This window comes from Streptomyces sp. NPDC014870, from assembly GCF_043081505.1.
In the GTDB taxonomy this organism is placed as follows: Bacteria; Actinomycetota; Actinomycetes; order Streptomycetales; family Streptomycetaceae; genus Streptomyces.
Map to the genome: position 1 here is coordinate 305,907 of NZ_JBIBWQ010000009.1, position 24,748 is coordinate 330,654.

25 protein-coding genes, 1 tRNA gene and 1 pseudogene are annotated in these 24,748 nt (G+C 70.0%); 12 read left to right on the plus strand and 15 right to left on the minus strand.

All coding sequences use genetic code 11. The features are described from left to right. Nucleotides 1-10: 10 nt before the first annotated feature. Nucleotides 11-86, minus strand: a tRNA-Thr gene (locus ACF09C_RS26165). Nucleotides 87-242: 156 nt separating this feature from the next. On the opposite strand from ACF09C_RS26165, the gene ACF09C_RS26170 reads away from it, so the two are divergent. The 4 genes from ACF09C_RS26170 to ACF09C_RS26185 all read left to right on the plus strand — a co-directional run bounded on the left by ACF09C_RS26170 (nt 243) and on the right by ACF09C_RS26185 (nt 4,512). After that, nucleotides 243-1,646 (plus strand): RNA-guided endonuclease InsQ/TnpB family protein, encoded by a 1,404-nt coding sequence (locus ACF09C_RS26170; RefSeq protein ID WP_392094807.1) that lies wholly within the window; start codon nt 243-245, stop codon nt 1,644-1,646. Between the two features lie 359 nt (nt 1,647-2,005). Further along, nucleotides 2,006-3,097: an ABC transporter ATP-binding protein gene (locus tag ACF09C_RS26175; protein ID WP_392094809.1), complete on the plus strand. Its 1,092-nt coding sequence runs from the start codon at nt 2,006-2,008 to the stop codon at nt 3,095-3,097. 228 nt (nt 3,098-3,325) lie between these two features. After that, complete coding sequence (locus tag ACF09C_RS26180) at nt 3,326-3,739, plus strand: hypothetical protein (RefSeq protein WP_392094810.1); 414 nt, start codon at nt 3,326-3,328, stop codon at nt 3,737-3,739. A 53-nt stretch (nt 3,740-3,792) separates the two neighbouring features. Next, nucleotides 3,793-4,512, plus strand: coding sequence for an NDP-sugar synthase (locus ACF09C_RS26185; protein ID WP_392094812.1), 720 nt, complete (start codon nt 3,793-3,795; stop codon nt 4,510-4,512). Between the two features lie 104 nt (nt 4,513-4,616). Here ACF09C_RS26185 and ACF09C_RS26190 read toward each other — a convergent pair whose 3' ends face one another. The 6 genes from ACF09C_RS26190 to ACF09C_RS26215 all read right to left on the minus strand — a co-directional run bounded on the left by ACF09C_RS26190 (nt 4,617) and on the right by ACF09C_RS26215 (nt 11,047). Next, nucleotides 4,617-6,194, minus strand: a complete 1,578-nt coding sequence (locus ACF09C_RS26190) for a DoxX family membrane protein (RefSeq protein WP_392094814.1) — start codon at nt 6,192-6,194, stop codon at nt 4,617-4,619. 154 nt (nt 6,195-6,348) lie between these two features. Beyond that, nucleotides 6,349-7,311, minus strand: a complete 963-nt coding sequence (gene rlmB / locus ACF09C_RS26195) for a 23S rRNA (guanosine(2251)-2'-O)-methyltransferase RlmB (RefSeq protein ID WP_392094816.1) — start codon at nt 7,309-7,311, stop codon at nt 6,349-6,351. A 76-nt stretch (nt 7,312-7,387) separates the two neighbouring features. Next, on the minus strand, nt 7,388-8,785 hold the full coding sequence (gene cysS, locus ACF09C_RS26200) for a cysteine--tRNA ligase (RefSeq protein WP_392094818.1): 1,398 nt from the start codon (nt 8,783-8,785) through the stop codon (nt 7,388-7,390). A gap of 115 nt (nt 8,786-8,900) precedes the next feature. Further along, nucleotides 8,901-9,398, minus strand: a complete 498-nt coding sequence (gene ispF, locus ACF09C_RS26205; RefSeq protein ID WP_392094820.1) for a 2-C-methyl-D-erythritol 2,4-cyclodiphosphate synthase — start codon at nt 9,396-9,398, stop codon at nt 8,901-8,903. After that, nucleotides 9,388-10,137: a 2-C-methyl-D-erythritol 4-phosphate cytidylyltransferase gene (gene ispD, locus ACF09C_RS26210; protein ID WP_392094822.1), complete on the minus strand. Its 750-nt coding sequence runs from the start codon at nt 10,135-10,137 to the stop codon at nt 9,388-9,390. Before ispD ends, ispF begins: the two co-directional genes overlap by 11 nt. Before the next feature lie 427 nt (nt 10,138-10,564). Further along, a complete protein-coding gene (locus tag ACF09C_RS26215) occupies nt 10,565-11,047 on the minus strand; it encodes a CarD family transcriptional regulator (protein ID WP_003953493.1) in 483 nt (160 codons plus the stop codon). Nucleotides 11,048-11,817: 770 nt separating this feature from the next. Between ACF09C_RS26215 and ACF09C_RS26220 the strand changes: the two genes are divergently transcribed. Next, nucleotides 11,818-12,498, plus strand: a complete 681-nt coding sequence (locus ACF09C_RS26220) for a DUF461 domain-containing protein (RefSeq protein ID WP_392094823.1) — start codon at nt 11,818-11,820, stop codon at nt 12,496-12,498. 83 nt (nt 12,499-12,581) lie between these two features. Here ACF09C_RS26220 and ACF09C_RS26225 read toward each other — a convergent pair whose 3' ends face one another. Both ACF09C_RS26225 and ACF09C_RS26230 read right to left on the minus strand, forming a co-directional pair. Beyond that, nucleotides 12,582-13,262, minus strand: a complete 681-nt coding sequence (locus ACF09C_RS26225) for a response regulator transcription factor (RefSeq protein ID WP_015035162.1) — start codon at nt 13,260-13,262, stop codon at nt 12,582-12,584. Then, nucleotides 13,259-14,494: a sensor histidine kinase gene (locus ACF09C_RS26230; RefSeq protein WP_392094825.1), complete on the minus strand. Its 1,236-nt coding sequence runs from the start codon at nt 14,492-14,494 to the stop codon at nt 13,259-13,261. Before ACF09C_RS26230 ends, ACF09C_RS26225 begins: the two co-directional genes overlap by 4 nt. Before the next feature lie 263 nt (nt 14,495-14,757). Here ACF09C_RS26230 and phoU point away from each other — a divergent pair, with 263 nt between their 5' ends. Then, nucleotides 14,758-15,438, plus strand: a complete 681-nt coding sequence (gene phoU, locus ACF09C_RS26235; protein WP_362423797.1) for a phosphate signaling complex protein PhoU — start codon at nt 14,758-14,760, stop codon at nt 15,436-15,438. Nucleotides 15,439-15,553: 115 nt separating this feature from the next. Continuing rightward, a complete protein-coding gene (locus ACF09C_RS26240; protein ID WP_392094827.1) occupies nt 15,554-15,715 on the plus strand; it encodes a hypothetical protein in 162 nt (53 codons plus the stop codon). A 142-nt stretch (nt 15,716-15,857) separates the two neighbouring features. On the opposite strand, the gene ACF09C_RS26245 is transcribed toward ACF09C_RS26240, so the two are convergent. From ACF09C_RS26245 to ACF09C_RS26255, 3 genes are all read right to left on the minus strand, one after another. Then, nucleotides 15,858-16,337 carry a GNAT family N-acetyltransferase gene (locus ACF09C_RS26245; RefSeq protein ID WP_392094829.1) on the minus strand — a complete coding sequence of 160 codons (480 nt, stop codon included), beginning with the start codon at nt 16,335-16,337 and terminating at the stop codon, nt 15,858-15,860. 35 nt (nt 16,338-16,372) lie between these two features. Then, a complete protein-coding gene (locus ACF09C_RS26250) occupies nt 16,373-16,753 on the minus strand; it encodes a VOC family protein (RefSeq protein WP_392094830.1) in 381 nt (126 codons plus the stop codon). 290 nt (nt 16,754-17,043) lie between these two features. Then, the gene (locus ACF09C_RS26255; RefSeq protein WP_392094832.1) at nt 17,044-17,511 is read right to left on the minus strand and encodes an ArsI/CadI family heavy metal resistance metalloenzyme; all 468 of its coding nucleotides are present in this window, start codon (nt 17,509-17,511) and stop codon (nt 17,044-17,046) included. A gap of 110 nt (nt 17,512-17,621) precedes the next feature. Here ACF09C_RS26255 and ACF09C_RS26260 point away from each other — a divergent pair, with 110 nt between their 5' ends. The 4 genes from ACF09C_RS26260 (at nt 17,622) to ACF09C_RS26275 (ending at nt 20,717) form a co-directional block, all read left to right on the plus strand. Next, on the plus strand, nt 17,622-18,008 hold the full coding sequence (locus ACF09C_RS26260; protein ID WP_392094834.1) for an ArsR/SmtB family transcription factor: 387 nt from the start codon (nt 17,622-17,624) through the stop codon (nt 18,006-18,008). Then, nucleotides 18,008-18,745, plus strand: a complete 738-nt coding sequence (locus ACF09C_RS26265; RefSeq protein WP_392094836.1) for an aquaporin — start codon at nt 18,008-18,010, stop codon at nt 18,743-18,745. Before ACF09C_RS26260 ends, ACF09C_RS26265 begins: the two co-directional genes overlap by 1 nt. Before the next feature lie 96 nt (nt 18,746-18,841). Next, nucleotides 18,842-19,261, plus strand: coding sequence for an arsenate reductase ArsC (locus tag ACF09C_RS26270; RefSeq protein WP_392094837.1), 420 nt, complete (start codon nt 18,842-18,844; stop codon nt 19,259-19,261). Nucleotides 19,262-20,096: 835 nt separating this feature from the next. Beyond that, on the plus strand, nt 20,097-20,717 hold the full coding sequence (locus ACF09C_RS26275) for a hypothetical protein (protein ID WP_392094838.1): 621 nt from the start codon (nt 20,097-20,099) through the stop codon (nt 20,715-20,717). Nucleotides 20,718-20,912: 195 nt separating this feature from the next. Here the strand turns inward: ACF09C_RS26275 and ACF09C_RS26280 are convergent, their stop codons facing one another. Continuing rightward, the gene (locus ACF09C_RS26280; RefSeq protein ID WP_392094839.1) at nt 20,913-21,671 is read right to left on the minus strand and encodes a phosphoglyceromutase; all 759 of its coding nucleotides are present in this window, start codon (nt 21,669-21,671) and stop codon (nt 20,913-20,915) included. Between the two features lie 157 nt (nt 21,672-21,828). Between ACF09C_RS26280 and ACF09C_RS26285 the strand changes: the two genes are divergently transcribed. Beyond that, nucleotides 21,829-23,187 carry an MDR family MFS transporter gene (locus ACF09C_RS26285; protein WP_392094840.1) on the plus strand — a complete coding sequence of 453 codons (1,359 nt, stop codon included), beginning with the start codon at nt 21,829-21,831 and terminating at the stop codon, nt 23,185-23,187. On the opposite strand, the pseudogene ACF09C_RS26290 reads toward ACF09C_RS26285, so the two are convergent. Together ACF09C_RS26290 and ACF09C_RS26295 are read right to left on the minus strand one after the other, a co-directional pair. Next, nucleotides 23,177-23,608 (minus strand): annotated as a pseudogene (locus ACF09C_RS26290) (hypothetical protein); the annotation flags it as partial. The gene ACF09C_RS26285 and the pseudogene ACF09C_RS26290 sit on opposite strands and share 11 nt — an antisense overlap. A gap of 73 nt (nt 23,609-23,681) precedes the next feature. Beyond that, a complete protein-coding gene (locus ACF09C_RS26295) occupies nt 23,682-24,686 on the minus strand; it encodes an RNA-guided endonuclease InsQ/TnpB family protein (protein ID WP_392094841.1) in 1,005 nt (334 codons plus the stop codon). Nucleotides 24,687-24,748: the final 62 nt, after the last annotated feature.

A 24,748-nucleotide genomic window follows, 5' to 3' on the forward strand; every position in this document is an offset into this window, starting at 1 on the left:
ACGAGATTGGTGGAGCCGCCTGTCGGAATCGAACCGACGACCTGAGTCTTACAAGGACCCCGCTCTGCCAATTGAGCTAAGGCGGCGCGCACGCGTTCCACACGCGCGAAGCTCCCTCACTCTACACAGCACCACGAACGACCAGCCAAGAACTTCTCGATCGCCGTAACCACCCGCCCACACGTTCGTTGACCGTACTGAAGTGCCGTTCCGACTATCGGACAGCAGGACGGGGAGGGGCGATGGCCGGGCCGTCGGAGGAGGTGCCCGTACGGGTCGTCGGTGCTGAGGCCAAGCGCGTCAAGCGCGAGGCGCTAGGTATCGCAGACCCGCATGAAAGGCACGGTCGTGCTTCTGGGGCGATGCAACAGCGAGCCAAGCCGGAAGGCACGCAGCAGCGGGTCTACCGCTACCGCTTCTATCCGTCCCCCGACCAGGCGGAGCAGTTGATCCGGACCTTCGGCGCGTGCCGGTGGGTCTACAACGAGGGGCTGGCGCTCAGGTCGAGCGCCTGGGAGCAGCACCGTGTTTCCGTCGGCTTCGCGGAGACGTGCCGGGCTCTGACGGGGTGGAAGCGGGCCGAGGGGAGGGAGTGGTTGCGGGACGTGTCGTCGACGGTGTTGCAGCAGGCGTTGCGGCAGCTGGACGGAGCGTTCTCGCGCTTCTTCAGGAAGTCGGCGAAGTATCCGAAGCGAAAGATGAAGGGGCGCTCGCGTGATTCGGCGACGTACGTCCGGACGGGATTCCGGTGGGTGGAGGATCCGGAGCGGCCTGGTACGGGGTCCCTGACGCTGGCGAAGCAGTCGGCTCGTCTAGACGTGCGATGGTCTCGTCCGCTGCCCGCGGGACAGCTTCCCGTACGCCTGAACGTGACGCGTGATCGCTCCGGCCGGTTCTTCCTGTCGGTGTTGGTCGAAGAGCGGATCGAGCCTCTTCCTCCCGTATTCCGTCCCGGCGAGTCTGCGCCCAAGGCTGTAGGGCTCGATCTGGGGCTGGCAGCACTGGTCACGTTGGACGACGGCTCGGTGCTCGATCACCCCCGGTTGCTGAAGAAGTACGGGGAAGAGTTGGCCCGTCGGCAACGGGAGCTGCACCGCAAGAAGCGAGGCTCGAAGAACCGGGGGAAGGCCAGGGAGCGCATCGCGCGTCTGTACGCCACCATCGGCGATGTCCGCAGGGATCTCCTGGATCAGTTCACCACCCACCTCGTGCGCGAGAACCAAGTGCTCGTGGTGGAGGACCTGCCCATCGCCAATCTGTTGCGCCCCGCCGTCGGGAAGGGGCGGCGGCGGAAGGCGAAGCTGAATCAAACGATCCGCGACGCGGCCTGGGGCGAGCTGCTCCGGCAGCTCCGCTACAAGTGCGAGTGGTACGGGCGGACGCTGGTGATCGTGGATCGGTTCTTTCCCTCGACCCGGCGTTGCTCGGAGTGTCACACCAAGGGGCCTCGTCTGGACGTGTCGGTCCGGGAGTGGGCATGCGCCGAGTGCGGCACCGTGCACGCACGCGATGTGAACGCGGCCGTGAACCTACGGGACGAGGGCATGCGGCTGTACTGGCTGGTGGCCGCTGCGCTCCCACCGGGCCGACCGGCGCCTTGCGTGATCCGGGCGTCCGAGCTGCCCGAGGCTGTGCTGGCCGCGTAGCCAGGAAGCGCGGAACGGACCGACGGGCCGTCGGCCGGAATGCCTGTGGAGTCCGCGCAAGACCGGCTCGGTAGGGCCCTCAGGGCCGTACTGGTTCGGCGATGGGTGTTGAAGCAGGAAGCGTCACGCAAGTGGCAGGGCCAAAAGGCAGGTGCTCTGTCACTCGCGAATCGCAGGTCAAAAGTGCGTTGCTTGGCCCGAGGGCCGAGCCCCCGCTGAAATCTCTCCCCATCCGACTACTGACAGATCGGACACCGCCAAGGTACCGTCGCCCTCAGTTCACTCCGGTGGACTAGACCTCAATCCTTCCTTTACTCGGATCGTCCGGCACGTTCCTGCCGGTGAAGGGACACATCACCATGGCTTCTGTCACGTTCGACAAGGCGACCCGGCTCTACCCGGGTTCCGACAAGCCCGCCGTCGACCAGCTCGAGATCGAGATCGAGGACGGCGAGTTCCTCGTCCTCGTCGGGCCCTCCGGCTGCGGCAAGTCCACCTCCCTGCGCATGCTCGCCGGGCTCGAGGACGTCAACGGCGGCTCCATCCGCATCGGTGACCGCGACGTCACGCACCTGCCGCCGAAGGACCGGGACATCGCCATGGTGTTCCAGAACTACGCGCTCTACCCGCACATGACCGTCGCCGACAACATGGGCTTCGCCCTCAAGATCGCCGGGGTCAACAAGAGCGAGATCCGCGCCAAGGTCGAAGAGGCCGCCAAGATCCTCGACCTCACCCCGTACCTGGACCGCAAGCCCAAGGCGCTCTCCGGCGGTCAGCGTCAGCGTGTCGCGATGGGGCGTGCCATCGTGCGCGAGCCCCAGGTCTTCCTCATGGACGAGCCGCTGTCGAACCTCGACGCCAAGCTCCGTGTCTCCACCCGTACGCAGATCGCGAGCCTGCAGCGCCGGCTCGGCATCACGACCGTGTACGTCACGCACGACCAGGTCGAGGCCCTCACGATGGGCGACCGCGTCGCCGTCCTCAAGGACGGTCTGCTCCAGCAGGTCGACTCGCCCCGCAACATGTACGACCGTCCCGCGAACCTCTTCGTGGCCGGCTTCATCGGCTCCCCCGCCATGAACCTGGTCGAGGTCCCGATCACCGACGGTGGCGTGAAGTTCGGCAACAGCGTCGTCCCGGTCTCCCGTGACGCACTCTCCGCCGCCTCCGCCAAGGGCGACACGACCGTCACGGTCGGCATCCGCCCCGAGCACTTCGACGTCCTGGGTGCCACCGGCAAGGAGGGCCTGGCCGTCTCCGTGAACGTCGTCGAGGAACTCGGCGCCGACGGTTACGTCTACGGCACCGCCCGCGTCGGCAGCGAGGACAAGGACCTGGTCGTCCGCGTCGGCGGCCGCGCCGTCCCGGAGAAGGGCTCCACGCTCCACGTCGTGCCGCGCCCCGACGAGCTGCACGTCTTCTCGACCTCCACCGGCGAGCGGCTCTGATCCGTCTGCCGCCAGGCATGAAGCGAACGGCCTCGTATCCCTTGCGGATGCGGGGCCGTTCGGCTGTCCGCCCGCGAGCCAGCCCGCCAGCCATGTCGACAAATACCCCGGCAGGACTGACAATTCGGACAGTCGCGTCAACACACGAATCGAAAAGCCGCCTCGAACCATCCCCCGCGAGAGTGACTAAATGTCGCCATATCTTCACTGGCCGCTACGCTCGCCTGCGTGACGCACACTGCCCGCCGTATCGGCCGCTCTCTCGCCCTCGTCCTGCCCGTCGTCCTGGTGCTCTCCGGGACGCTCGCGGTCTCCGCCGTCCCGTGGGCCGGCAAGGGCTCCGACACCCAGATGCTCACCGCATCCTCGGAGGACGTCTCCGTCCCCGCCAAGTCCCGTGCCCCGCAGGATATTCTGCGCGACCGTCTCCTCGCAGAGCTTCAGGAGAAGGACCCCGGCACCGCGTTGACGCACCTCCAGCGCGAGGTCGAGAACAGCCCCTCGCTCGCCAAGCACTGCATGTCCATCGCCCGCGCCCTCGGCAAGGCCGCCGTCCGCCACTACGGCCCCACGCGCGCCCAGTCCTTCTCCCGCCCGGTCTGCGACACCTCGTTCGCGACCGGCGTCATGTACGCGAGCTGACGCCGCCGCCACACTGAACGGCTGCCTCAGCGGGTGCGCATATCGTTCGCGGTATGGATACCTTCCCGACGCAGGCCGTGGTCCTGGCGGGCGGCCAGGGCTCGCGCCTGCGCCCGTACACCGACGACCGCCCCAAGCCGATGGTCGAGATCCCCGGCACCGGGACCCCGATCATCGGCCATCAGCTGTCCTGGCTCGCCGCCGAGGGCGTGACCGACGCCGTCGTGTCCTGCGGCCATCTCGCCGAGGTGCTCCAGGACTGGCTCGCCTCCGCCGATCTTCCGCTGCGCGTGAAGACCGTCGTCGAACCCGAGCCGCTCGGCCGTGGCGGCGGCCTCAAGTACGCCGCCGCGCACCTGCCCGAGCCCGCGCAGTCCTGGTACGCCACCAACGGCGACATCTGGACCCGCTTCTCCCTGCGTGAGATGGCCGCCTTCCACGCCGAACGCGACGCCACCGCAACCCTTGCCCTGGCCCGCCCCCGCATCCCCTGGGGCGCCGTCGAGACCGACACCTTCGGGCACATCACCGACTTCATCGAGGCGCCGCCGTCGCCGTTCCTCATCAACGCGGGCGTGTACGTCTTCTCCGCCGCGTTCACCGAGCTGCTCCCCGACCGGGGCGACCACGAGCGCACCACCTTCCCCCGGCTGGCCCGGGAGCGCCGCCTGGCCGGCTTCCCGCTGCCCCAGGGGGCGTACTGGCGGGCCATCGACACCGCCAAGGACCTGACCGAGGCCGCGAAGGAGCTGGCCTCCCAGGGAGCCTCCTGACCCGTCCCGCGGAGCAGCAAGCCACGTTGCGCCCAGCACGTACGCGAAAGGGCGGCACCGGCCGATGAGCCGGTGCCGCCCTTTCCGTATCCCTGCTCCGGCTTCTAGCCCAGCAGGCCGCCGATCGGGTTCCTGTTCCCGCCGCCCGACGACGAGCCGCTGGTCGGCTCGCTCGTGCCCGGGCCGCCGCTGCTGCCGCCGCTGCCGCCACTGGAACCGCCGGAGCTCGTCGGTCCCGAGCTGGTCGACGGCGGGGCGGCGGGCCTCGACCGGGTCGGCGTACGGGTGCCGGTGCCCTGCGTCGCGGTCGGCCTGCTGCCCTCCGCGCGGCCGGTCTCCCGGGCGGACTCGCTCGGCTCTGCCTTGTCGTCCTTCTCGCTGTCCCCGCTCGCGCCCTGGGTCGCCGACGGCTTGGGCCGCGTGGAGGTGGACTGGGACGGGGTGCGCTCGCCGGGCTCCTGCGGGAGCGTCCGGCCGGGCAGGTGGTTGATCGGGTCGTCGTTCGGGCCGGGCACGGTGACCATCTCGGCCGACCGCACGGCGCCGCCGAGCACCGAGCCGGTGAGCAGGGTGAGGCCGACGACGACGGAGGTGACGAGCGCGCCGCGGCGCAGGACCCGGCGGCGCAGCTCCCACAGCTCCGAGCGCGGGCCGAGGGTGCGCCAGGCCTCGCCGGCGAGCCGGCCGTCGATGGAGTAGACGGGCGCGCCGGCGATGATCAGCGGGGACCAGGCGGCGAGGAAGATGATGTCGGCGGAGTCGTAGACCGGGACGGTCTTCCAGCTGACCGTCAGGAGCAGGGCCGCGGAGAGCAGGGCGCCGATGACGGCGGCGACCCGCTGCCAGAGACCGAGGACCGTGAGGACGCCGACGACGACCTGGAGGAAGGCGACGGTCAGTCCGGCGCCGACCGGGTGCTGGAGGGCGAAGTCCCTCAGCGGTTCCGCGAGGGCCCAGGGGTTCAGCGAGTTGAGCCACTTGACCATGGAGCCGCGCTCGCCGCCGTCGAAGTAGACGGGGTCGCAGAGCTTGCCCATGCCCGCGTAGATGGAGATGAAGCCGAGGAAGACGCGGAGCGGGAGGAGGACGACGCCGAGGTTCATCCGGCGCCCGGGGTAGTAGGCGTGCCGGACCGCGTCGGCGCCGTGGCGCTGCGAGGAGCGACCGCGGTAGTCGTCCCCGTCCACGTCTGCGTCGTCGTACGAGCCCTCGCGCGACAGCTCGTACGGAGCTTCGTACGGCTGGTCGAAGGCGCCTTCGGCGCGCCGCATCGGGGGCAGCAGGGGCGGCGCGCCGACGGGGACGACAGGGGTTTCCATGGTGTCGTCGATGCGCGGGATGGCCTGGGTGATGCCCGCGTCGAGGTGTCCGGGCGGTTCCAGGGTGGAGACCGAGGACTCCCGCACGGCCTGGAGCAGTCCGGTGGCTCCGGGGGTCGACTTTCCGGTCCACACGACGGGGCGGCGGCGGCCGGCGGCCGCTCCCGCCGCTCCCGCCACCGCTCCGGCGAGGGCCGGACCGCGAGAAGCGGCGGCGAACTTCGGCTGCTGGGCCGGCGCGAGCCGCACACGGAAGCTGGCGTGGTTCACGATGACCTGCGCGGGATCGGAATCCACCTTGAGCATGCTCAGCGCGGGCTGATCGTCGAACCCCGGCCGGGGCGTTCTGGTGTCCACACTCATCTAACCGAGTGACGCGGGGTTTGGACACTGCCTTGACGTGCTCGGAATGTCCGAGACCCGTCAAGATCACGCCATCTGTCCAGGGGTACGCGAAAGGGCCCAGCTCAGCGGCGAGATGGGCCCTTTCGCGTGGTGCGCGTGGAGCGCGGCGAGGTCAGTTGTTCGCGCGGCGGCGGGCGACCTCGTAGAGGACGATGCCCGCGGCGACACCGGCGTTCAGCGACTCGGCGCCACCGGGCATCGAGATGCGGACGCGGTAGTCGCAGGTCTCGCCGACGAGGCGGCCCAGGCCCTTGCCCTCGCTGCCGATGACGATGACGACCGGGCCGTCGAGCGCCTCCAGGTCCTCGACCGTGTGCTCGCCGTCGGCGGCGAGGCCGACGACCGTGAGGCCCTCCTTCTGGAAGCCCTCCAGCGCGCGGGTGAGGTTGGTGACGCGGGAGACCGGCGTACGGGCGGCGGTGCCGGCCGAGGACTTCCAGGCGCCCGCGGTCATCCCGGCCGCGCGGCGCTCGGGGACGACCACGCCGTGACCGCCGAAGGCGGAGACGGAGCGGACGATCGCGCCGAGGTTGCGGGGGTCGGTGACGCCGTCGAGGGCGACGATCAGCGGGTCCTCGTGGTTGTCGTAGGCGGCCGCCGTGAGGTCCTCGGGGTGCGCGTACTCGTACGGCGGGACCTGGAGGACGACGCCCTGGTGGTTCAGGCCGTTCGTCATCCGGTCCAGCTCCTGGCGCGGGGCCTCCATCAGGTTGATGTTGCCCCGGTCGCCGGCGAGCTTCAGGACCTCGCGGACGCGCTCGTCGTTGTCGATGAACTGCTGGACGTAGAGCGTGGTCGCGGGCACGCCGTCGCGCAGCGCCTCGAAGACCGGGTTACGGCCTACGACCATCTCGGACGTGCCCTTGGGGCCGCCGCGGCGCGGCGCCGGGCGGCGCTTGGCGGCCTGTCGGGCGATGGCGTTGGAGACGCGGAACGCCTTGTGGCCCTTGCGGTCCTCGGCCTTCGGCGTGGGGCCCTTGCCCTCCAGGCCCTTGCGCCGCTGGCCACCGCTGCCGACCGTCGCGCCCTTCTTGTTGGACGTGCGGCGGTTCCTGCGCTGGCTGTTCCCGGCCATGACTACCTAATCCTCGGTGTTGCGTGCATAGGTTTGTAAGTGAAGTGTGCCGCCCGGCTGCCGGAGCGGCACATCATCAGCGGCTGCCCAGCGTCCAGCGGGGGCCTTCGGGGCTGTCCTCGATGGCGAGGCCGGACTGGCCGAGCTGGTCGCGGATCGCGTCCGCGGTGGCCCAGTCCTTGCGTTCGCGGGCGGACTCGCGCTGCTGGAGCACCATGCGCACGAGCGTGTCGACGACACCGTGCAGCTCCTCGCCCCGGTCCGACTCCTCGGCCCAGTGCGGGTCGAGCGGGTCGAGACCGAGGACGCCGAGCATGGCCCGGACCTCGGCGAGGCGGGCGATGGCCTCGTCCTTGTCGTCGGCGGCGAGCGCGCTGTTGCCCTGGCGGACGGTGGTGTGGATGATCGCGAGCGCCTGCGGGACGCCCAGGTCGTCGTCCATGGCGTCGGCGAAGGCCGGCGGTACCTCAGGGGCGGGCGGCACGGTCTTGCCGGCCTTCTCGGTGACGCGCTGGACGAAGCCCTCGATGCGCCCGAACGCGGCCTCGGCCTCGCGCAGCGACTCCTCGCTGTACTCGATCATCGAGCGGTAGTGCGGGGTGCCCAGGTAGTAGCGCAGGACGATGGGGCGCCAGTTCTTCACCATCTCGGAGACGAGCACCGAGTTGCCGAGCGACTTCGACATCTTCTCGCCGCTCATGGTGACCCAGGCGTTGTGCACCCAGTACGAGGCGAAGTCGTCGCCGAAGGCCTTGGCCTGGGCGATCTCGTTCTCGTGGTGCGGGAAGATCAGGTCGAGGCCGCCGCCGTGGATGTCGAAGGCGGAGCCCAGGTACTTGTGGGCCATCGCCGAGCACTCCAGGTGCCAGCCGGGCCGGCCGCGGCCCCAGGGGGTCTCCCAGTCGGGCTCGCCGGGCTTGGTCGCCTTCCACATGGCGAAGTCGCGCGGGTCCCGCTTGCCCCCGACGCCCTCGTCGGGCTGGCGGAGGTCGTCGATGTCCTGGTTGGAGAGCTGGAGGTAGCCGGGGAACGAGCGGACGTCGAAGTAGACGCTGCCGTCGGCCTCGTAGGCGTGGCCGCGCTCGATGAGCCCGCGCATCATCTCGACCATCTCGGTGACATGGCCGGTGGCGCGCGGCTCGTAGGTGGGCGGCAGGCAACCGAGGGCGTCGTAGCCGGAGTTGAAGGCGCGCTCGTTCTCGTAGCCGATGGACCACCAGGGGCGGCCCTGGTCGGCGCCCTTGGCGATGATCTTGTCGTCGATGTCGGTGACGTTCCGGATGAACGTGACGTCGTAGCCGCGGTACTCGAACCAGCGGCGCATGATGTCGAAGTTCAGCCCCGACCGGATGTGCCCGATGTGCGGGGCGGCCTGCACGGTGGCACCACAGAGGTAGATCGAGACGGTGCCCGGTGTGAGCGGGGTGAAGTCACGGATCTGCCGGGCGCTGGTGTCGTACAGGCGAATAGTCACCACTCCAGGGTAGTGGGCGTGTGGTAGTGCCCCGCGACCGATTGCCGGTCGCGGGGCGAGTTTTTCGGCACGGCACCGCGCGAACTCCGGCGAGGCGGGCGGGCGACCCGGGCGCTCAGGCCGTACGGATCACCAGGGCCGTCGCGATGGCGGCGAGGCCCTCCGCGCGGCCGGTGAGGCCGAGGCCGTCCGTCGTCGTGCCGGAGACGGAGACGGGTGCGCCGACCGCCGCGCTCAGCGCCTTCTGCGCCTCGTCGCGGCGCTTGCCGACCTTGGGGCGGACGCCGATGACCTGGACGGCGACGTTGCCGATCTCGTACCCCTCGGCGCGCACGATCCGGGCGGCCTCCGCGAGGAGGGTGACGCCGGAGGCGCCGGACCACTCGGGGCGCGAGGTGCCGAAGTGGGCGCCGAGGTCGCCGATGCCGGCGGCGGAGAAGAGCGCGTCGCAGGCGGCGTGGGCGGCGACGTCACCGTCGGAGTGCCCGGCGAGTCCGTACCCGTCGTTCTCGGGGCCGTCCCACAGGAGTCCGGCGCACCACAGCTCGCGGCCCTGCTCGAAGGCGTGGACGTCGGTGCCGATGCCGACCAGCGGCAGGTTGCTAGAAGCCATCGTTGGCCCTCCGGCGGGCGAGTACGGCCTCGGCCAGTACGAGGTCGAGGGGACGGGTCACCTTGAACGCCTCCTCGTGGCCGGGGACGACCACGACGGGCGCGCCGAGCCGCTCGACCATGCCGGCGTCGTCGGTGGCGCCGTCACCCGTGAGGGCGACGGTCGCGTGCGCGTTGACGAGGGTGTCGTAGTCGAAGCCCTGCGGGGTCTGGACGGCGCGCAGCCGGGAGCGCTCGGGGGTGGCGACGACGCTCTCGGGGTCGCCCTTGGCCGCCGCGGGCTCGACCTCCTTGACGGTGTCGGACACCGGCAGGGCGGGGACGACGGCGACGGCCCCGTCGCGGACGGCCTCGATGACCGAGTCGACGGTGTCGACCGGCACGAGCGGGCGGGCCGCGTCGTGGACGAGGACGGTGGTGACGCCCTCGGGGAGCGCGGCGAGGCCGAGGCGTACCGACTCCTGGCGGGTGTCGCCGCCGGGGACCACGAGGTAGTCGGTGCGCTCGGGCAGCGCGTGGTCGTCGAGGAGGTTCTTGACCTCGGCGGCGCCGTCGGAGGGAGCGACCACGACGACGAGGGAGACGGCGCGGGAGGCGGCCATCGCCCGGACGGCGTGGATGAGCATGGGGGTGCCGTTCAGCGCGCGGAGCGCCTTGGGGGCGCCCGGGCCGAGGCGTACGCCCCGGCCCGCCGCGGGGATCACCACGGCGGTCCGTGTGGGACGCGTTTCGTCAGTCATCGGTTGCACTCCGGCAGGTTTGTTTCCTCGGGGGACATGGGTATGGCCCTGGGGGTGCCCCCGGCCGAAGGCTGGGGGGAGTGCCGGCGCTCCGCCTTGACCGGGCCCTTTCCGTGACGACGGTCGGGGCGTGGCGCGTGGCACAGGATCCGTGGGACGCGTGGGACGCGAGGGGGCTTGGGACGAGCGGGCTGAGAGCGCCGCGTGCGGGCGTTCGCCGGCGCGTGCGGGCGTTTCGTGGACGGACGCGTCACGAGACGGTCGTCACGTCGCGGGTCACCCGGACCTCGCCGTCGGCTTCGCCGTCGCGGCGCACGAGACATTCGGGACGGACGCACGGGACACATGAGACGAAACATGCCGCAGCGCCCGGCGGCAGAGCTGTGTGGGACACAGCACGCCAGCGGGCACCGCGGCATCGCTTCATTCAGGACGCGAGGACCTCGTCGAGGAGAGCCTCGGCCTTGTCCTCGTTCGTGTTCTCCGCGAGCGCCAGCTCGCTCACCAGGATCTGCCGAGCCTTGGCGAGCATGCGCTTCTCACCTGCGGAGAGTCCGCGCTCGCGCTCCCGGCGCCAGAGGTCGCGGACCACTTCGGCGACCTTGATGACATCGCCGGAGGCGAGCTTCTCGAGGTTTGCCTTGTAGCGTCGGGACCAGTTCGTGGGCTCCTCGGCGTACGGTGCGCGCAGCACCTCGAAGACCCGGTCCAGTCCATCCTGACCGACTACATCGCGAACACCGACGAACTCCGCATTGTCCGCCGGCACACGAACCGTCAGGTCGCCCTGGGCGACCTTGAGCACCAAGTAGGTCTTGTCCACGCCTTTGATCTGGCGAGTTTCGATGGCCTCGATCAGCGCGGCCCCGTGATGGGGATAGACCACGGTGTCGCCAACCTTGAACGTCATGTGACAGGTACCCCTTCCGTGGCTATCCAGGGTAACACGGATACGGCTTCTTCTGAATGGCGTTTTCGCAGGTCAGGGCATATCTCGGGGCTTGACAACAGCGACGCGAACGTGCTGCGGAGGGCTTCCGGAAGGCGGTATTCGCAGGTCGGAGCGGCTGCGCGGACGGAGAGAAACACGGGCGTCACGCCGACCCGAGGGGTCCCAGAGGGGGTGCGATGCCCCGTTTTGTCTGGTTCAGAGTACACAACCTCACCTACTCCGTTCGAGGATCGGCCACCCGTGCGGATGCATCTCGGACCGAATCCCGAATTGATCACCCACAGGTGTGAAGCGAGTTTTTCCGTGGGGCGGGCGGTGGAATACGCGGACGATCGCCGAATTGATCAAGTCGGTTATGTGAACGGAGCGTCAATGCGACGTGATCGGGACACGGCTTGGGTGAGTGGGAGGCGCGGTGCGGGTGCGGGGTCCGGTGCGGTGGGGGTGCGGGGTCGGGCGGGGCGCGCTGGGGACGGCCTCGGGGCCGCTCTGGCCGGGTTCGGGATCCGCGCCGGAACGGGGCTCGGGCCGGGTTCGGGATCCGTGTCGGGGGGCCACCGGGGCGGGGTGGGGCGTGAAGGGGCGGGTCGGGTGCGGGACGGAGAGGGTGGCTCGGTAACCTAAGGCCGCTGACGCACCTTTAGCTCGTCCTTGGCCGGTTGGTCCTGAGCTCCACTCCAGCCGACTCGTCCTTAGCCTGTCCGTACGTCCTAGGAGATGCCGCCGCCGTGAGCCGCAGCCTTCGACGCGGCGCCCTCGCCGCCACCGCCATCGTGATCTCGATCGCCTCGCTGTCCGCCTGTGGCGCCGGCAACAACGCGCAGACCCTCGGCGTCCGGCCGGACAACGCGGCCGTCACGGTGGATGACGTCCAGATCCAGAACGCTCTCGTGATCACCCAGCCGACCGTCGGCGCGGCGGGCCCCGCCGTCGTCTCCGCGACGGTGTTCAACAACGGCACCGCGCCGCAGACGCTCGACTCGATCACCCTGGGCGACTCCGCCGCGCCGGTGAAGCTCAAGGCCGCCGAGGGCACCGGCCCGATCACCATCCCCGCGGGCGGCTCTGTCGTCATCGGCGGCAAGGACAACGCCTCCGCCACGATCGAGAACGGCCACGAGGCCGTGAAGGACGGCAACGCGCAGGAGCTCGTCTTCAAGCTGAGCAAGACCGGCGACGTCTCCCTGGAGGCCTTCGTCGTCCCGGCGACCAGCTACTTCAAGGAGTACGGCCCGACCGTGATCCCGCAGCCGCCGGCCGCCAAGCCGACCGGTTCGGCCACCGCGACGCCGACCGGCGAGGCGGGCCACGGCGCGAAGCCCGGCGCGACCGCGACCCCGTCGGGCACCGCGACCCCCTCGGGCTCCGCGACCCCGTCGGGCGAGGCCAGCCACGCGGCCGGCCACTGACGCACCCGTAAGGGAAAGGGGCGCCCCACCGGATCACTCCGGCGGGGCGCCCCTTCTCCGTGCGTACGGATGACGCTCGCGGTTTACGGCTCGAACTTGTAGCCGAGGCCGCGGACCGTCACCAGGTAGCGCGGGGCGCCCGGGTCCGGTTCGATCTTGGCGCGCAGGCGCTTGACGTGGACGTCGAGGGTCTTGGTGTCGCCCACGTAGTCCGCGCCCCAGACGCGGTCGATCAGCTGCATACGGGTCAGGACGCGGCCCGCGTTGCGCAGCAGCATCTCCAGGAGGTCGAACTCCTTCAGCGGAAGGTCGACCTTGCCGCCGGCGACCGTGACGACGTGGCGGTCCACGTCCATGCGGACCGGGCCGGCCTCCAGGGCGGCGGGGGTGACCTCCTCCGGCTCACCGCGACGGCGCAGGACCGCGCGGATGCGGGCGACGAGCTCCCGCGAGGAGAAGGGCTTGGTCACGTAGTCGTCGGCTCCTATTTCCAGCCCGACGACCTTGTCGATCTCGCTGTCCTTGGCGGTCACCATGATGACCGGGACGTTCGAGCGGCCGCGCAGCTGGCGGCACACCTCGGTGCCGGGCAGGCCCGGCAGCATCAGGTCGAGGAGGACGAGGTCCGCCCCGTTGCGCTCGAACTCGTCGAGGCCGTCGGGCCCGGTCGCGGCGACCGCGACCTCGAAGCCTTCCTTGCGGAGCATGTACGACAGGGCGTCGCTGAAGGATTCCTCATCCTCGACGACAAGCACTCGGGTCACGGAAGGACCTCCGGGGCAGGGAGCGGTTCGGTCATGAGATCGGGGGTGGGGGAGGTGGAGGCGGAGGAGCGGCGGTCCCGTACGGCGCCCGCCTCGGGCAGCCGCAGGGTGAAGGTGGAGCCCTGGCCTTCGGTGCTCCAGACCGTGACCTCTCCGCCGTGCGAGGCGGCCACGTGCTTGACGATGGCGAGGCCGAGTCCCGTACCTCCCGTGGCACGGGAGCGGGCCGGGTCGACACGGTAGAAGCGCTCGAAGACCCGCTCGCGGTCCTTCTCGGAGATGCCGATGCCCTGGTCGGTCACCGCTATCTCGATCAGGTCGCCGCCGGGGGCGGCCACGCGGCGGGCCGCGATACCCACGCGCGTACGGGCCGGGGAGTAGTTGACGGCGTTCTCGACGAGGTTGCCGAGGGCGGCGGCCAGCTGGCCGCGGCTGCCCCAGACGTGCAGGTCGGCGGTGCCTCCGGAGGCCATGGTGATCTGCTTGGTGGAGGCCGTGTGCCGGGAGCGGTCGATCGCCTCGGCGACCAGTTCGTCCACCCGTACCGGCTCGGAGTCCTCCAGCGGGTCGTCGTTCTGCACGCGCGAGAGGTCGATGAGTTCCTGTACGAGGTTGGTCAGCCGGGTCGCCTCGATCTGCATCCGGCCGGCGAAGCGGGTGACCGCCTCGGGGTCGTCCGAGGCGTCCATGACGGCCTCGGAGAGCAGGGAGAGCGCCCCTACGGGAGTCTTGAGCTCATGACTCACGTTGGCGACGAAGTCGCGCCGTACCGCTTCGATACGGCGGGCCTCGGTGAGGTCCTCGACCAGGAGCAGCACCAGGCGCGAGCCGAGCGGGGCCACCCGGGCGGAGACCGCGAGGGCCTCGCCGCGTCCGGTGCCGCGCCGGGGCAGGTCGAGCTCGACCTGTCGTATCTCCCCGTCGCGGCGGGTGTCGCGGGCCATGTTGAGCATCGGCTCCACGGCCAGCTTCCCTCCGCGGACCAGGCCGAGGGCGTACGCCGCCGAGCTGGCCTTGACCACGGAGTCGCTCTCGTCGAGCACGACCGCGGAGGATCGGAGCACGGAGAGCACGGTGTCGACGCCGGGCGGGAGCACGGCGTCGGTGTGCAGGGAGGTCCGGGTGGGCCGCGCCTGGTCGCGCTCGCTCCAGCGGAACGCCAGCATGGCGATCACGCCGGTGCACACCCCGGCGATCGCGGCCAATGCGGCCACCGCCGCGTTCACGTCCATGTCCTCAAGGTTATGCGGCACGAGAGACTCTCTCCCAGCCGTCCGAGTGGCTGCTCGAACAGTCGTCGCCCAGAGTTCACCGTGGGGACTGTGCCGGTTCATTTGGACCGAGCGGAGGGGTGGCCCGGGTCGCCCAGAGTTCACCGGGGCGAAAAGGTTCATTCACTTCGGGTGGAGGCTGCGGACGCGTAGGGGCCCGAACGTGGGAGCGTGGGGGTCCAAGCCCGACCGGGACCCTGGACATCAGTGAGAGAGGGACATCGATGCGGGACGCGTACCACGAGGAACTTGACTCGATCGGCGAAGGCCTGGTCGAGATGGCCCGCCTTGTCGGGTCCGCGATCGGGCGCGCCACGACGGCCATGCTCGACGCCGACCTGAAGCTCGCGGAGACCGTGATCGCCGCGGACCAGAAGGTCGACGACCTCCAGCACGACCTGGAGGCCCGGGCCATAGCCCTGCTGGCCCGCCAGCAGCCGGTGGCCACGGACCTGCGGATCGTGGTGACCTCGCTGCGCATGAGCGCCGACCTGGAGCGCTCCGGCGACCTGGCGCAGCACGTGGCGAAGCTGGCGCGGCTGCGCTTCCCGGAGACGGCGGTCCCGCGCGACCTGCACGCGACGATCCTGGAGATGGGGCAGCTGGCGCAGCGCCTGATGGCGAAGGCGGCCGAGGTCATCATCACGAAGGACGTCGACCTGGCGCTCCAGCTGGAGCAGGACGACGACGAGATGGACCTGCTGCACCGCACGCTCTTCCAGCACCTGATGGACGACCGCTGGAAGCACGGCATCGAGACGGCCGTCGACGTGACGCTGCTCGGCCGCTACTACGAGCGGTTCGCCGACCACGCGGTGTCGGTGGCGAAGCGCGTCGTGTACCTGGTGACGGGCGAGCACGCGGACGAGCTGCAGCAGGCGGACGCCCCGGTCGAGGGCGCGTAGCCCCGGAGGGGCGACCGGGCGGGGTGGCGTTCGCACTCCTGTGCGCCGTTGATGCGCCCGGGAGGGTGGGCATGCAATGGGGAGAGGCGACGTACGCCTCCGAGGAGGGGACCCCATGGCTGAGACCGCCACCACCGCCACCACCGACACCCAGCAGGCGATTCCGCGCGACGCGGTGTTCCTGCCCGTTCTCGGCCTCAGCGGCTGCTCGTGCGGAGCGGGCTGCGGCTGCGGCTGCCAGTCCGGCGGGCCGTGCCAGTGCGGGGGCTGCGGCTGAGGTCGCCCGTTCCTGACGTCCTGACGTTTGTGACGTCCCGACGTTCCTGACGTTCGTGACGTCCTGACGTTCGTGACGTCCTGACACCACACGCGCGCGGCCCCGCCCGGATCCTCCCGGGCGGGGCCGCGCGCGTGTGGTGTCAGAGGTCGAGGGCGCCGACGGTCTGCCGGCCGCTGGTCTCCCCCGTCGCACGGAAGCCGAGCCCGAGGTAGAACCCCTCGGGCCCGTTCTCGCCGGGCTCCCAGGTCACGTACATGGACGGCTCGTCGCCGCCGCGCCGCCGTATCTCCTGGCGTACGGCTTCGACGGCGAACCGCCCGTACCCCTTGCCCTGCCGGTCGGCGGCGATGTTGAGTCGCCAGAGTCCGCTGCGGCGGTCGTCGGGGTTCTTCTCCGGGGCCCACTGGATGTCCAGGAAGGCCATCAGGAAGCCGACGACCTCGTCGCCGTCGAGGATGAGCCGGGGCCAGGCGGTCGCGCCGAAGGCGTACGCCTCCGCGAGCGAATGCGCGACGGAGGCGACGTTCTTCTCCTGGTGGGGATGGACGCGCAGGGCGAGCGCGGCGTCGATGTTGTCAGGGGTGATCTTCTCCAGCCGGAGTGCGGTGTCGTCAGCCATGGCCGGAGGCTATCGGCGCCACCGCCGTCACCGCCCTAGATATACGGGCGGGTGATCAGCTCGATGGCGTGACCGGCGGGGTCCTTGAAGTACACCCCTCGGCCGCCGTGCCCGTGGTTGATCTCGCCCGGGAGCCGCATCTGCGGATCGGCCCAGTGCTCGACGGAAGCGTCGCAGAGCCGCTGGTACGCGCGGTCGAAGAGCTCGTCGTCGATGAGGAACGCGTAGTGCTGCATCTGGATCTCGATCTCGCCGGGCGGCGTGGCGAACTGGAGCAGGACGCCGTCGGCGAGCTGGACATTGACGAACGGTCCCCAGGACGGGGCCTCGGGGAGTTCGAGCAGCTCGCGGAAGAAGCGGGCGGACTCGGCGCTGTCCTTGGACGCGATGATGGTGTGGTTGAAGCTGACTGCCATGGGTGGAAGACCTCGCTGTGGGTTCGGCTGGGTGGGAACGACTGGACTGAAGGGGCGCGATGCCCACAGAGGTCCAGGGAGGTCCACGTGCCGAACGCAGGGGGCGGCGTACGCACCCCCGCCGCGGGATCAGCCTTCTACCGGCTTGCCCGTCCGTGTGTGGCGAAGAGTCGCCGATCCGGTGATCACGTAGGGGACCTTATGCGAGTCCCGTGGCCACAACAACGGCTTTTCGGACGGCCTTTCGGCAGAAAGGCCGGAAAGGCCCGCTCCCGGCAGGACGGAGTCGCTCAGGTGCCGCACGAGCAGATGCCGCACGAGCAGGCGTCGGGCGTGGCGTCGGGCGTGGCCTTGGCGGTCTTGGCGGCGTTGGCGGTCTTGGCGAGGGTGTCCGCGTCGGCCTTCACGACGTAGACCTCCCAGGGCTCCCTGCCGGGTCCGGTGACCCAGACCTTGTCCTGGAGGGCGTAGCAGCAGGACGTGCCTGTCTCCTCGAACGTGGCCAGACCGGCGTCCCTCAGGCGGGCGGTGGCGGCGGCGACCTCTTCGGTGCTCTCGACCTCGACGCCCAGGTGGTCGAGCCGGGTGTCCTGGCCCGCGTCGCCCTCGATGAGGACGAGCTTGACGGGCGGCTGGGTGACGGCGAAGTTGGCGTACCCGGGGCGACGTTTCGCCGGCTCGACGCCGAACAGCTTCGAGTAGAACGCGACGGAGCCTTCGAGGTCGGCGACGCGGAGGGCGAGCTGGATACGGGACATGACGGTCTCCTCTCCCTGAGCTTCACGATGCGACGGTGTTTCGACATCTGTCGATGCAGGCTGATGAGATCGAGGTTGCCTCTTGATTAGATGGATGTCAACATAGATGCATGTCGAAATCGGAGTTGCCTGTGATCGGGCAGGACGACCAGGTGGCGTGCTGCTCGCCGATGGTCCGTGAGCCGCTGGGCGAATCGGATGCCGTCGACCTGGCCAGGATGTTCAAGGCCCTGTCGGACCCGATCCGGCTGCGCCTGCTCTCGCTGATCGCCTCGCACGAGGGCGGCGAGGCCTGCGTGTGTGAACTCATCGGCCCGTTCGACGTCTCTCAGCCCACGATCTCGCACCACCTCAAGGTGCTCAGGGAAGCGGGACTGGTGGGCTCCGAACGGCGCGGTACCTGGGTCTACTACTGGGTGCTGCCGGCCGCCCTCGCCCGGCTCTCCTCCCTGCTGCAGTCGCCGGCCGACGCCGTCCCGGCCGCAGTGGTCAGGTGATGCCTTCCCTGGGGCGTCGGGCGCTGGCCGAGCTGATCGGCACCGCCGCCCTCGTCGCGATCGTGGTCGGCTCCGGCATCCAGGCCACCGAGCTGACCGAGGACGTCGCCCTCCAGCTGCTGGCCAACTCACTGGCCACGGTCTTCGGGCTCGGCATGCTGATCGCCCTGCTCGGCCCGGTATCCGGGGCCCACTTCAATCCGGCCGTGACGCTGGCCGTGTGGTGGACCGGACGCCACGGCACCGACGGCCTGGAACCACGGGCCGTGGCGGCCTACGTGCCCGCGCAGATCGTCGGTGGCACCGGTGGGGCCGTACTGGCGAACGCGATGTTCGCCGAACCGCTCGTCCGGCTCTCCACCCGCGACCGTTCCGACGGTCATCTGTGGCTCGGCGAGATCGTCGCCACCACCGGCCTGGTCCTCCTGGTCCTCGGGCTCGGCCGCACCGCCCAGCAGCGGCTCGGCCCGGTCCTGGTGGCGTCCTACATCGGGGCGGCCTACTGGTTCACCTCGTCCACCAGCTTCGCCAACCCGGCCGTGACCGTCGCGCGAGCCCTCTCCGACACCTTCGCGGGCATCGCCCCGGCCTCCGTACCGCCCTTCGTCGCCGCCCAGCTCCTCGGTGCCGGCGTCGGCGTCGCCCTGGCGGTCGCCCTCTTCGGCCGTTCCGCAGCCCCGCTCGATGCGGTACCCGCGGCGGCAGACGGGCCCGAACTCGCAACCGCCCGCCACTGAAGCCCCCCTGCACACCCTCTGAAGCCCCCTGAACACCCCCACCGAAGGCCCCCGCACACCCGCTGAAGCCCGCCGTCCCGCACAGGAAGTCCCGCCGTGAGCACTCCCGCGCCCCCGTCCGTCCTCTTCGTCTGCGTCCACAACGCGGGCCGGTCCCAGATGGCCGCCGCCTTCCTCACCCACCTCGGCGGCGACCGGGTCGAGGTGCGCTCGGCCGGCTCCGCGCCCGCCGACACGGTGAACCCGTCCGTCGTCGCCGCCATGTCCGAGGTCGGCATCGACATCTCCGCCGAGACGCCCAAGGTCCTCACCACCGAAGCCGTCCAGGCCTCCGACGTGGTCATCACCATGGGCTGCGGCGACGCGTGCCCCTACTTCCCCGGCAAGCGCTACCTCGACTGGCAGCTCGACGACCCCGCCGGCCAGGGCGTGGACGCCGTCCGCCCCATCCGCGACGCCATCGAGCAGCACGTCCGCGGCCTGCTGGCCGAACTCGACGCCCGACCGGACGCGTGAAGGGCCGGTGACTCCCTTTCACTCCTCGGCCCAGGAGCGTGAAGAAGCCCCCTGCCCGCGGAGAGACCGCAGATAGGGGGCTCTTTCGTCTTCCCGCGGCCCAGAGACGGCCCAGCGGCCGACTACTTCCGCTTCTTCTTCACCCTGCGCTTCTCAACCTCGTAGGAGGACCACTCACCACGGTGACGGTCGCACCTGGACGCTCCGATCATGGCGAGGCGCTGACACCGAGTCCCCTTCTGCGTGAGCGCTCCGCACTTGGACTGCGTTCGAGCCAATGCTCCCCCTGGCGTCGTCAGACGGACGGACCAGCCGAGTGTGTCGAGTGCTCCTGGCTCTACGGAAGGCGCATGTGGGCGCATGACACCTCTCCGCAGGAGCACTGGGGCGCACAAGGCTGTGGCCACCTCTGCAGGAGGGAGGGGGCGCGACGGCACGGGCTCCTGCTGAGGTGCGGTGCCCCTGCTGTATGGAGGATCGGGCCGCTGTCACCGAGGTGTAGCAGGTGTCTCCTGTCGGTCCGTCGCGGCAGCGAGCGCCAGAAGCGCTTCGACCTGAGCCATCCGCACACGGGTCTCATGGCTGAGACGGCCCTTTGACTCCCGCTCGACGGTTTCGAGCAGCTCCTGAGCCTTGTGCGCATGAGAGGCGTAGTCAGCCATATGACCTCCAGTGTGGGTGATCCGTACCGTAGTTGGCGCGGAGGCCGGGTGAAGCCTCAATTGATCAGCCGCACTTGTGCGGTGCTCGAACTAACCAGCTTCCTCTGGATCTTGCCGGTCCTGCGGTGGAAAAGGGAAGGCCTCCCCGTTCGAGGTGGTGGCAGAGTCTTCCCATGTCGACCGGCGTTGCTTTCCCCGTCATTCGGACACCCGACCGTGATCTGGCCCTGCGTCTGGCTCGCCGGATGGTGGCCTTCGGTGTCCAGCCCTACTCCGAGGTGTCGGTGGAGGCCGTGGTGCCTACCGTGGCCGAGGTGAGTCGGCTGCGCGACGCTTTGCCGGAGTCGTGGTTCACGTCCTGGAACAGGGCCGCGCCCGTCGTTCCGCCACCCGGCATCCCGGACCTGACCCGTTACGCTCCCGGGCGGGAGCTTCCCGACAACCTGGCTGACACGCAGGCGTATCTTCCGCTGACCGTCTCGATGATCGACCAGCCCCTGGGGAGCATCGAGGATCATTTCGCTGCGGTGATAGGCCCCCACCCGGCTGAGATCCACTGGTCCTCACTGTCGTGGCCCAAGGCGCCCGAACGTGACCTGCATGGCGAGAGCAACCACGCCGAGGTCACGCTCCTGCTGAACTGCGACTCTCGCGAGCTCGAAGCCGCCGCCGATACGCACCTGGTGCTCGTCCACGTGCGGCGCCGCAACGGCGATGGCTACGAGGAGCGCTTCGCGGAGTGGCTCGCCGAACAGATCGGACAGAAGGTCATCGGACCCCCGCACCACTCATGAGGCCCCCGAGTCTCAGCGTGCAGGGGGCCTGTGGAGCGACTCTGGGGGCGGTGACCTGACGACACGCTCATCAGCCACGGCGATGCCGCTCGCGGCCCCGCCCCCCCCTGACGACCCACAGGCGGCCCCGGAATGCGAAGAAGCCCCCTGCCCGCGGAGAAACCGCAGGTAGGGGGCTCCATCGGGGCCTTCGAGTTACTTCTTGCCCTGGTTCTTGACCGCCTCGATCGCCGCGGCCGCCGCCTCCGGGTCGAGGTACGTGCCGCCCGGGTTCAGGGGCTTGAAGTTCTCGTCCAGTTCGTAGACCAGCGGGATGCCCGTCGGGATGTTCAGGCCCGCGATGGCCTCGTCCGAGATGCCGTCCAGGTGCTTGACCAGGGCGCGGAGGCTGTTGCCGTGGGCCGCGACCAGGACGGTGTGGCCGTCCAGGAGGTCCGGGACGATGCCGTCGTACCAGTACGGGAGCATGCGGTCGACGACGTCCTTCAGGCACTCCGTGCGGGGGCGGAGCTCCGGCGGGATCGTCGCGTAGCGCGCGTCGTCCGACTGGGAGAACTCGGTGCCGTCCTCGAGCGCCGGCGGCGGGGTGTCGTACGAGCGGCGCCAGAGCATGAACTGCTCCTCGCCGAACTCCGCGAGCGTCTGCGCCTTGTCCTTGCCCTGGAGCGCACCGTAGTGGCGCTCGTTCAGACGCCAGGAGCGGTGGACCGGGATCCAGTGGCGGTCGGCGGACTCCAGCGCCAGCTGCGCCGTGCGGATGGCGCGCTTCTGGAGGGAGGTGTGCAGTACGTCGGGCAGCAGGCCGGCGTCCTTGAGCAGCTCACCGCCGCGGACCGCCTCCTTCTCGCCCTTCTCGGTGAGGTTGACGTCCACCCAGCCGGTGAACAGGTTCTTCGCGTTCCACTCGCTCTCGCCGTGGCGGAGGAGGATCAGCTTGTACGGTGCGTCGGCCATGCGTCCGAGCCTAAACGACGGCGGGGGCGCCTCGCGCACGGTGCACAGTCCGTGGACGGTTGACGATCGCCGTCAATTCAGTGGCGTCCGGGAAGGCCCGGCTCGTAAGTTACGTGTCTGCACAGCGACACTTACAGGCACGGGGAGCCCGCCACACATGTCCTTCGACTCGCTCAGACGATCAGCCCGTGCCACCGTCTCGGGTCTCCCCCAGGGCTTCTGGTGGCTCTGGCTCTCCACCCTCGTCAACCGGACCGGCGCCTTCGTCCTGACCTTCCTGTCGCTGTACCTGACGCAGGAGCTCGGCCACTCCGCCTGGTTCGCCGGGCTCGTCGTCGCCCTGCACGGCCTCGGCGGCGTCGCCGGTTCCCCGCTCGGCGGCACCCTCACCGACAAGTGGGGCCGCCGGCCCACGATGGTCACCATGCACCTGGTGACGGCCACCTGCGCCGCCGGCCTCGCCCTGGTCACCACCGCCTGGGGCGTCGCTGCCGTCGTCCTGCTCATGGGCGTCTCCATGCAGGCCGTCCGGCCGTCCATCCAGGCGACCATCACCGACATGGTCCCCGAGCCCGACCGCCGCCGGGCCTTCGCCCTCAACTACTGGGCCCTCAACCTCGGTTTCGCCGTCGCCGCCTTCGGCGGTGGCGCCGCGATGTTCCTCGGCTACCGCACCCTCTTCGTCGTCGAGGCCGTCGCGGTCACCCTGTGCGCCCTGATCGTCTTCCTGCGCCTCCCGGAGACCCGCCCCGAGGCCCGCCGGAACCCGGCCGGCGAGATCGTCGAGAAGGACCGCGTCAGCGTCCTCGACGTCCTGCGCGACGCCCCGTTCCGCACCCTCGTCCTCCTCAACCTCCTCATCTGTCTCGTCTTCACCGCCCCCTGGGTCGGCCTGCCGCTCTCCATGGCGGCCAACGGGCTCGAACCCTCGGCGTACGGCGCCGTCATCGCCGTCAACGGCGTCGTGATCGTCGGCTTCCAGCTCCTCGTCAACAAGGTGACCGACAAGCGCTCCCCGGCGATGCTGCTCACCGTCTCCTCGCTGCTCTTCGCCGTCGGTACGGGCGCCACCGCCCTGGCCGGCACCCCGCTCGTCTTCGCCGTGACCGTCGTCGTGTGGACCATCGGCGAGATGGTCCACGTCCCGACGAACGCCGCCGCCACCGCCAAGCTCGCCCCCGAACACGCCCGCGGCCGCTACCAGGGCGTCATGGGCATGTCCTGGGCGCTGTCCGGCTTCCTCGCCCCGATCCTCGCCGGATGGGTCGTCGACGGGCCGGGACCGGACTTCCTCTGGATGGGTACGGGCGTCATCGGAACCCTCGCCGCGATCGGGTACATGACCCGGCTCCGCAAGGTCCTCGACGAGGATGACGCACCGGTCGCGGCCGACAGTCCGGCAGACAGTCCGGCCGACCACACTGCCGACGGTCCGGCCGGCAACACCGCCGGCAGTCCGGTCGACGCTCTGGCCGAAGTGAAGACCAGTACCGTCTCCCCCTCCGTCAGCGCCTGAGGTCCCGCTGCGCCTCGTACAGGTTCCGGGGGCGGACGGTCCCCGGAGTCCCGTACGCCTCCACGCGCGCGTGGAGCTCGCCCGCGAAGTCCGGTACGTCGATCTGGTCGAACTCCGTGACCTCGCTGATCCCCACCGTCGCGCTGTACGGCGCGATCGTGTCGATCTTGACCAGGCCCGCCCGGCCGTTGGTCACCGTCACGTTCCAGTGCGTGAACCGGGCGCCGTACAGCGGGCCCGCCGAGGCGTCGCCGCCGTGCCGGCCGTTGTTGTCGACCGTGATCTCCGTCCGTACGTTGGCGAACGGCATGCCCCGGTGCGTGTCGAAGGTGCCCATCTCCATCACCCCGCGCGACCAGACGTTGTAGCTGGAGAGCCCCTCCACGTTGATGCCGTGGAGCTGCGTCCCCGCCGGCGCCGACCGCCGCCGGCCGCCCGCCGTACGCGCACTGGAAGTTGACTCCTCCCCCTCGTGGCTGAGGGGGATTCCTACCTCATGCAGCCAGGCGGACCGACGGTCCGTCAGGTCTTCCGCAATCAACGGTAGCCGGGTTGAGACCAGCCCGGACGAGCATTACGCGTGCGGAGTTCTTGTCTCTGGGGGAGACGGCTCCGCATGCGGTGCAGGTGTAGGTGCGTTCCGACAGCGGGAGTGCGTGCTTGGTTCTTGCTCCGCAAAGTCCGCAGTCCATGGTGGTGTGCGCGGGGTGCACGAGCCGCAGGTCACGACCGTGCTTGCGCGCCATGTTGATCAGTTCGTGCTTGGTAGCGGAGATCGCCGCGTCGGCGGCCTTGCGGGCCATCATCCGCTGGTACCCGGCGAGTTTGGCAGCGGCCTTCTTGCCGTGTTCGGCGTGGGGGAGGTCGTGGGCGTCGCTGGTGGTAGTCGCCGTCTCCTTCACGCCCCAGTCGACACCGAGCACGGTGTCAGTCGCCGGGAGCGGTTGGGCTTCGATCGCGACGACGAACGAGGCGTACCAGTGACCGAGGCTGTCACGGTAGAGGCGCACGCTCGTCGGTTCGGCCGGAAGATCCCGCGACCAGACTACCGTCAGGGCGACCCCACCCACGAGATGCAGCTTCCCGTCCTTGAGACGAAAGCCGCGCCGGGTGTAGTTGAGCGTCAGGCCGGCCAGAGCCTTCTTCTTGTGCCTCGGCATACCGGCCCGGCGCTTGCCCGGTAGCTGGTCCTTCACGTCCTTGAGCGCTTTCGTACGGGCCCTGGCGAAATCGCGGACCACCTGTTGCTGCGGCACGCTGCTGCCCTCGCGAAGCCACGCGAACCGGGCACGGGCTTCGGTCAGCATCTTGTCGAGACGAGCGGGGCCGCACGTCTCACCTTCCCGGTGAGCCTTCCTCGACCGTGCAACGCACTCGTTCCAGATCCAGCGGCACCGGTCCCACTCGCCCAACAGAACGGCAAGAGCGGTGGACGACACACGAAGCCGGTACGTGAACCGGGCGTGCCCGGCACCGTCAGCGGCCGTCGTTGTCGTCATGATGCGAGCGTAGCGCCGCATGTCTCGCTACTCTGTTCGGATTCCTCACACTCCCACGAACG

Bases quoted from the DNA above. Each gene is read 5' to 3' on its own strand.
- ACF09C_RS26170 (WP_392094807.1), top strand. From the start codon at position 243: ATGGCCGGGCCGTCGGAGGAGGTGCCCGTACGGGTCGTCGGTGCTGAG.
- ACF09C_RS26175 (WP_392094809.1), top strand. From the start codon at position 2,006: ATGGCTTCTGTCACGTTCGACAAGGCGACCCGGCTCTACCCGGGTTCC.
- ACF09C_RS26185 (WP_392094812.1), top strand. From the start codon at position 3,793: ATGGATACCTTCCCGACGCAGGCCGTGGTCCTGGCGGGCGGCCAGGGC.
- ACF09C_RS26190 (WP_392094814.1), bottom strand. From the start codon at position 6,194: ATGAGTGTGGACACCAGAACGCCCCGGCCGGGGTTCGACGATCAGCCC.
- rlmB (WP_392094816.1), bottom strand. From the start codon at position 7,311: ATGGCCGGGAACAGCCAGCGCAGGAACCGCCGCACGTCCAACAAGAAG.
- ispF (WP_392094820.1), bottom strand. From the start codon at position 9,398: ATGGCTTCTAGCAACCTGCCGCTGGTCGGCATCGGCACCGACGTCCAC.
- ispD (WP_392094822.1), bottom strand. From the start codon at position 10,137: ATGACTGACGAAACGCGTCCCACACGGACCGCCGTGGTGATCCCCGCG.
- ACF09C_RS26215 (WP_003953493.1), bottom strand. From the start codon at position 11,047: ATGACGTTCAAGGTTGGCGACACCGTGGTCTATCCCCATCACGGGGCC.
- ACF09C_RS26230 (WP_392094825.1), bottom strand. From the start codon at position 14,494: ATGGACGTGAACGCGGCGGTGGCCGCATTGGCCGCGATCGCCGGGGTG.
- phoU (WP_362423797.1), top strand. From the start codon at position 14,758: ATGCGGGACGCGTACCACGAGGAACTTGACTCGATCGGCGAAGGCCTG.
- ACF09C_RS26240 (WP_392094827.1), top strand. From the start codon at position 15,554: ATGGCTGAGACCGCCACCACCGCCACCACCGACACCCAGCAGGCGATT.
- ACF09C_RS26245 (WP_392094829.1), bottom strand. From the start codon at position 16,337: ATGGCTGACGACACCGCACTCCGGCTGGAGAAGATCACCCCTGACAAC.
- ACF09C_RS26250 (WP_392094830.1), bottom strand. From the start codon at position 16,753: ATGGCAGTCAGCTTCAACCACACCATCATCGCGTCCAAGGACAGCGCC.
- ACF09C_RS26255 (WP_392094832.1), bottom strand. From the start codon at position 17,511: ATGTCCCGTATCCAGCTCGCCCTCCGCGTCGCCGACCTCGAAGGCTCC.
- ACF09C_RS26260 (WP_392094834.1), top strand. From the start codon at position 17,622: ATGTCGAAATCGGAGTTGCCTGTGATCGGGCAGGACGACCAGGTGGCG.
- ACF09C_RS26265 (WP_392094836.1), top strand. From the start codon at position 18,008: ATGCCTTCCCTGGGGCGTCGGGCGCTGGCCGAGCTGATCGGCACCGCC.
- ACF09C_RS26275 (WP_392094838.1), top strand. From the start codon at position 20,097: ATGTCGACCGGCGTTGCTTTCCCCGTCATTCGGACACCCGACCGTGAT.
- ACF09C_RS26280 (WP_392094839.1), bottom strand. From the start codon at position 21,671: ATGGCCGACGCACCGTACAAGCTGATCCTCCTCCGCCACGGCGAGAGC.
- ACF09C_RS26285 (WP_392094840.1), top strand. From the start codon at position 21,829: ATGTCCTTCGACTCGCTCAGACGATCAGCCCGTGCCACCGTCTCGGGT.
- ACF09C_RS26295 (WP_392094841.1), bottom strand. From the start codon at position 24,686: ATGACGACAACGACGGCCGCTGACGGTGCCGGGCACGCCCGGTTCACG.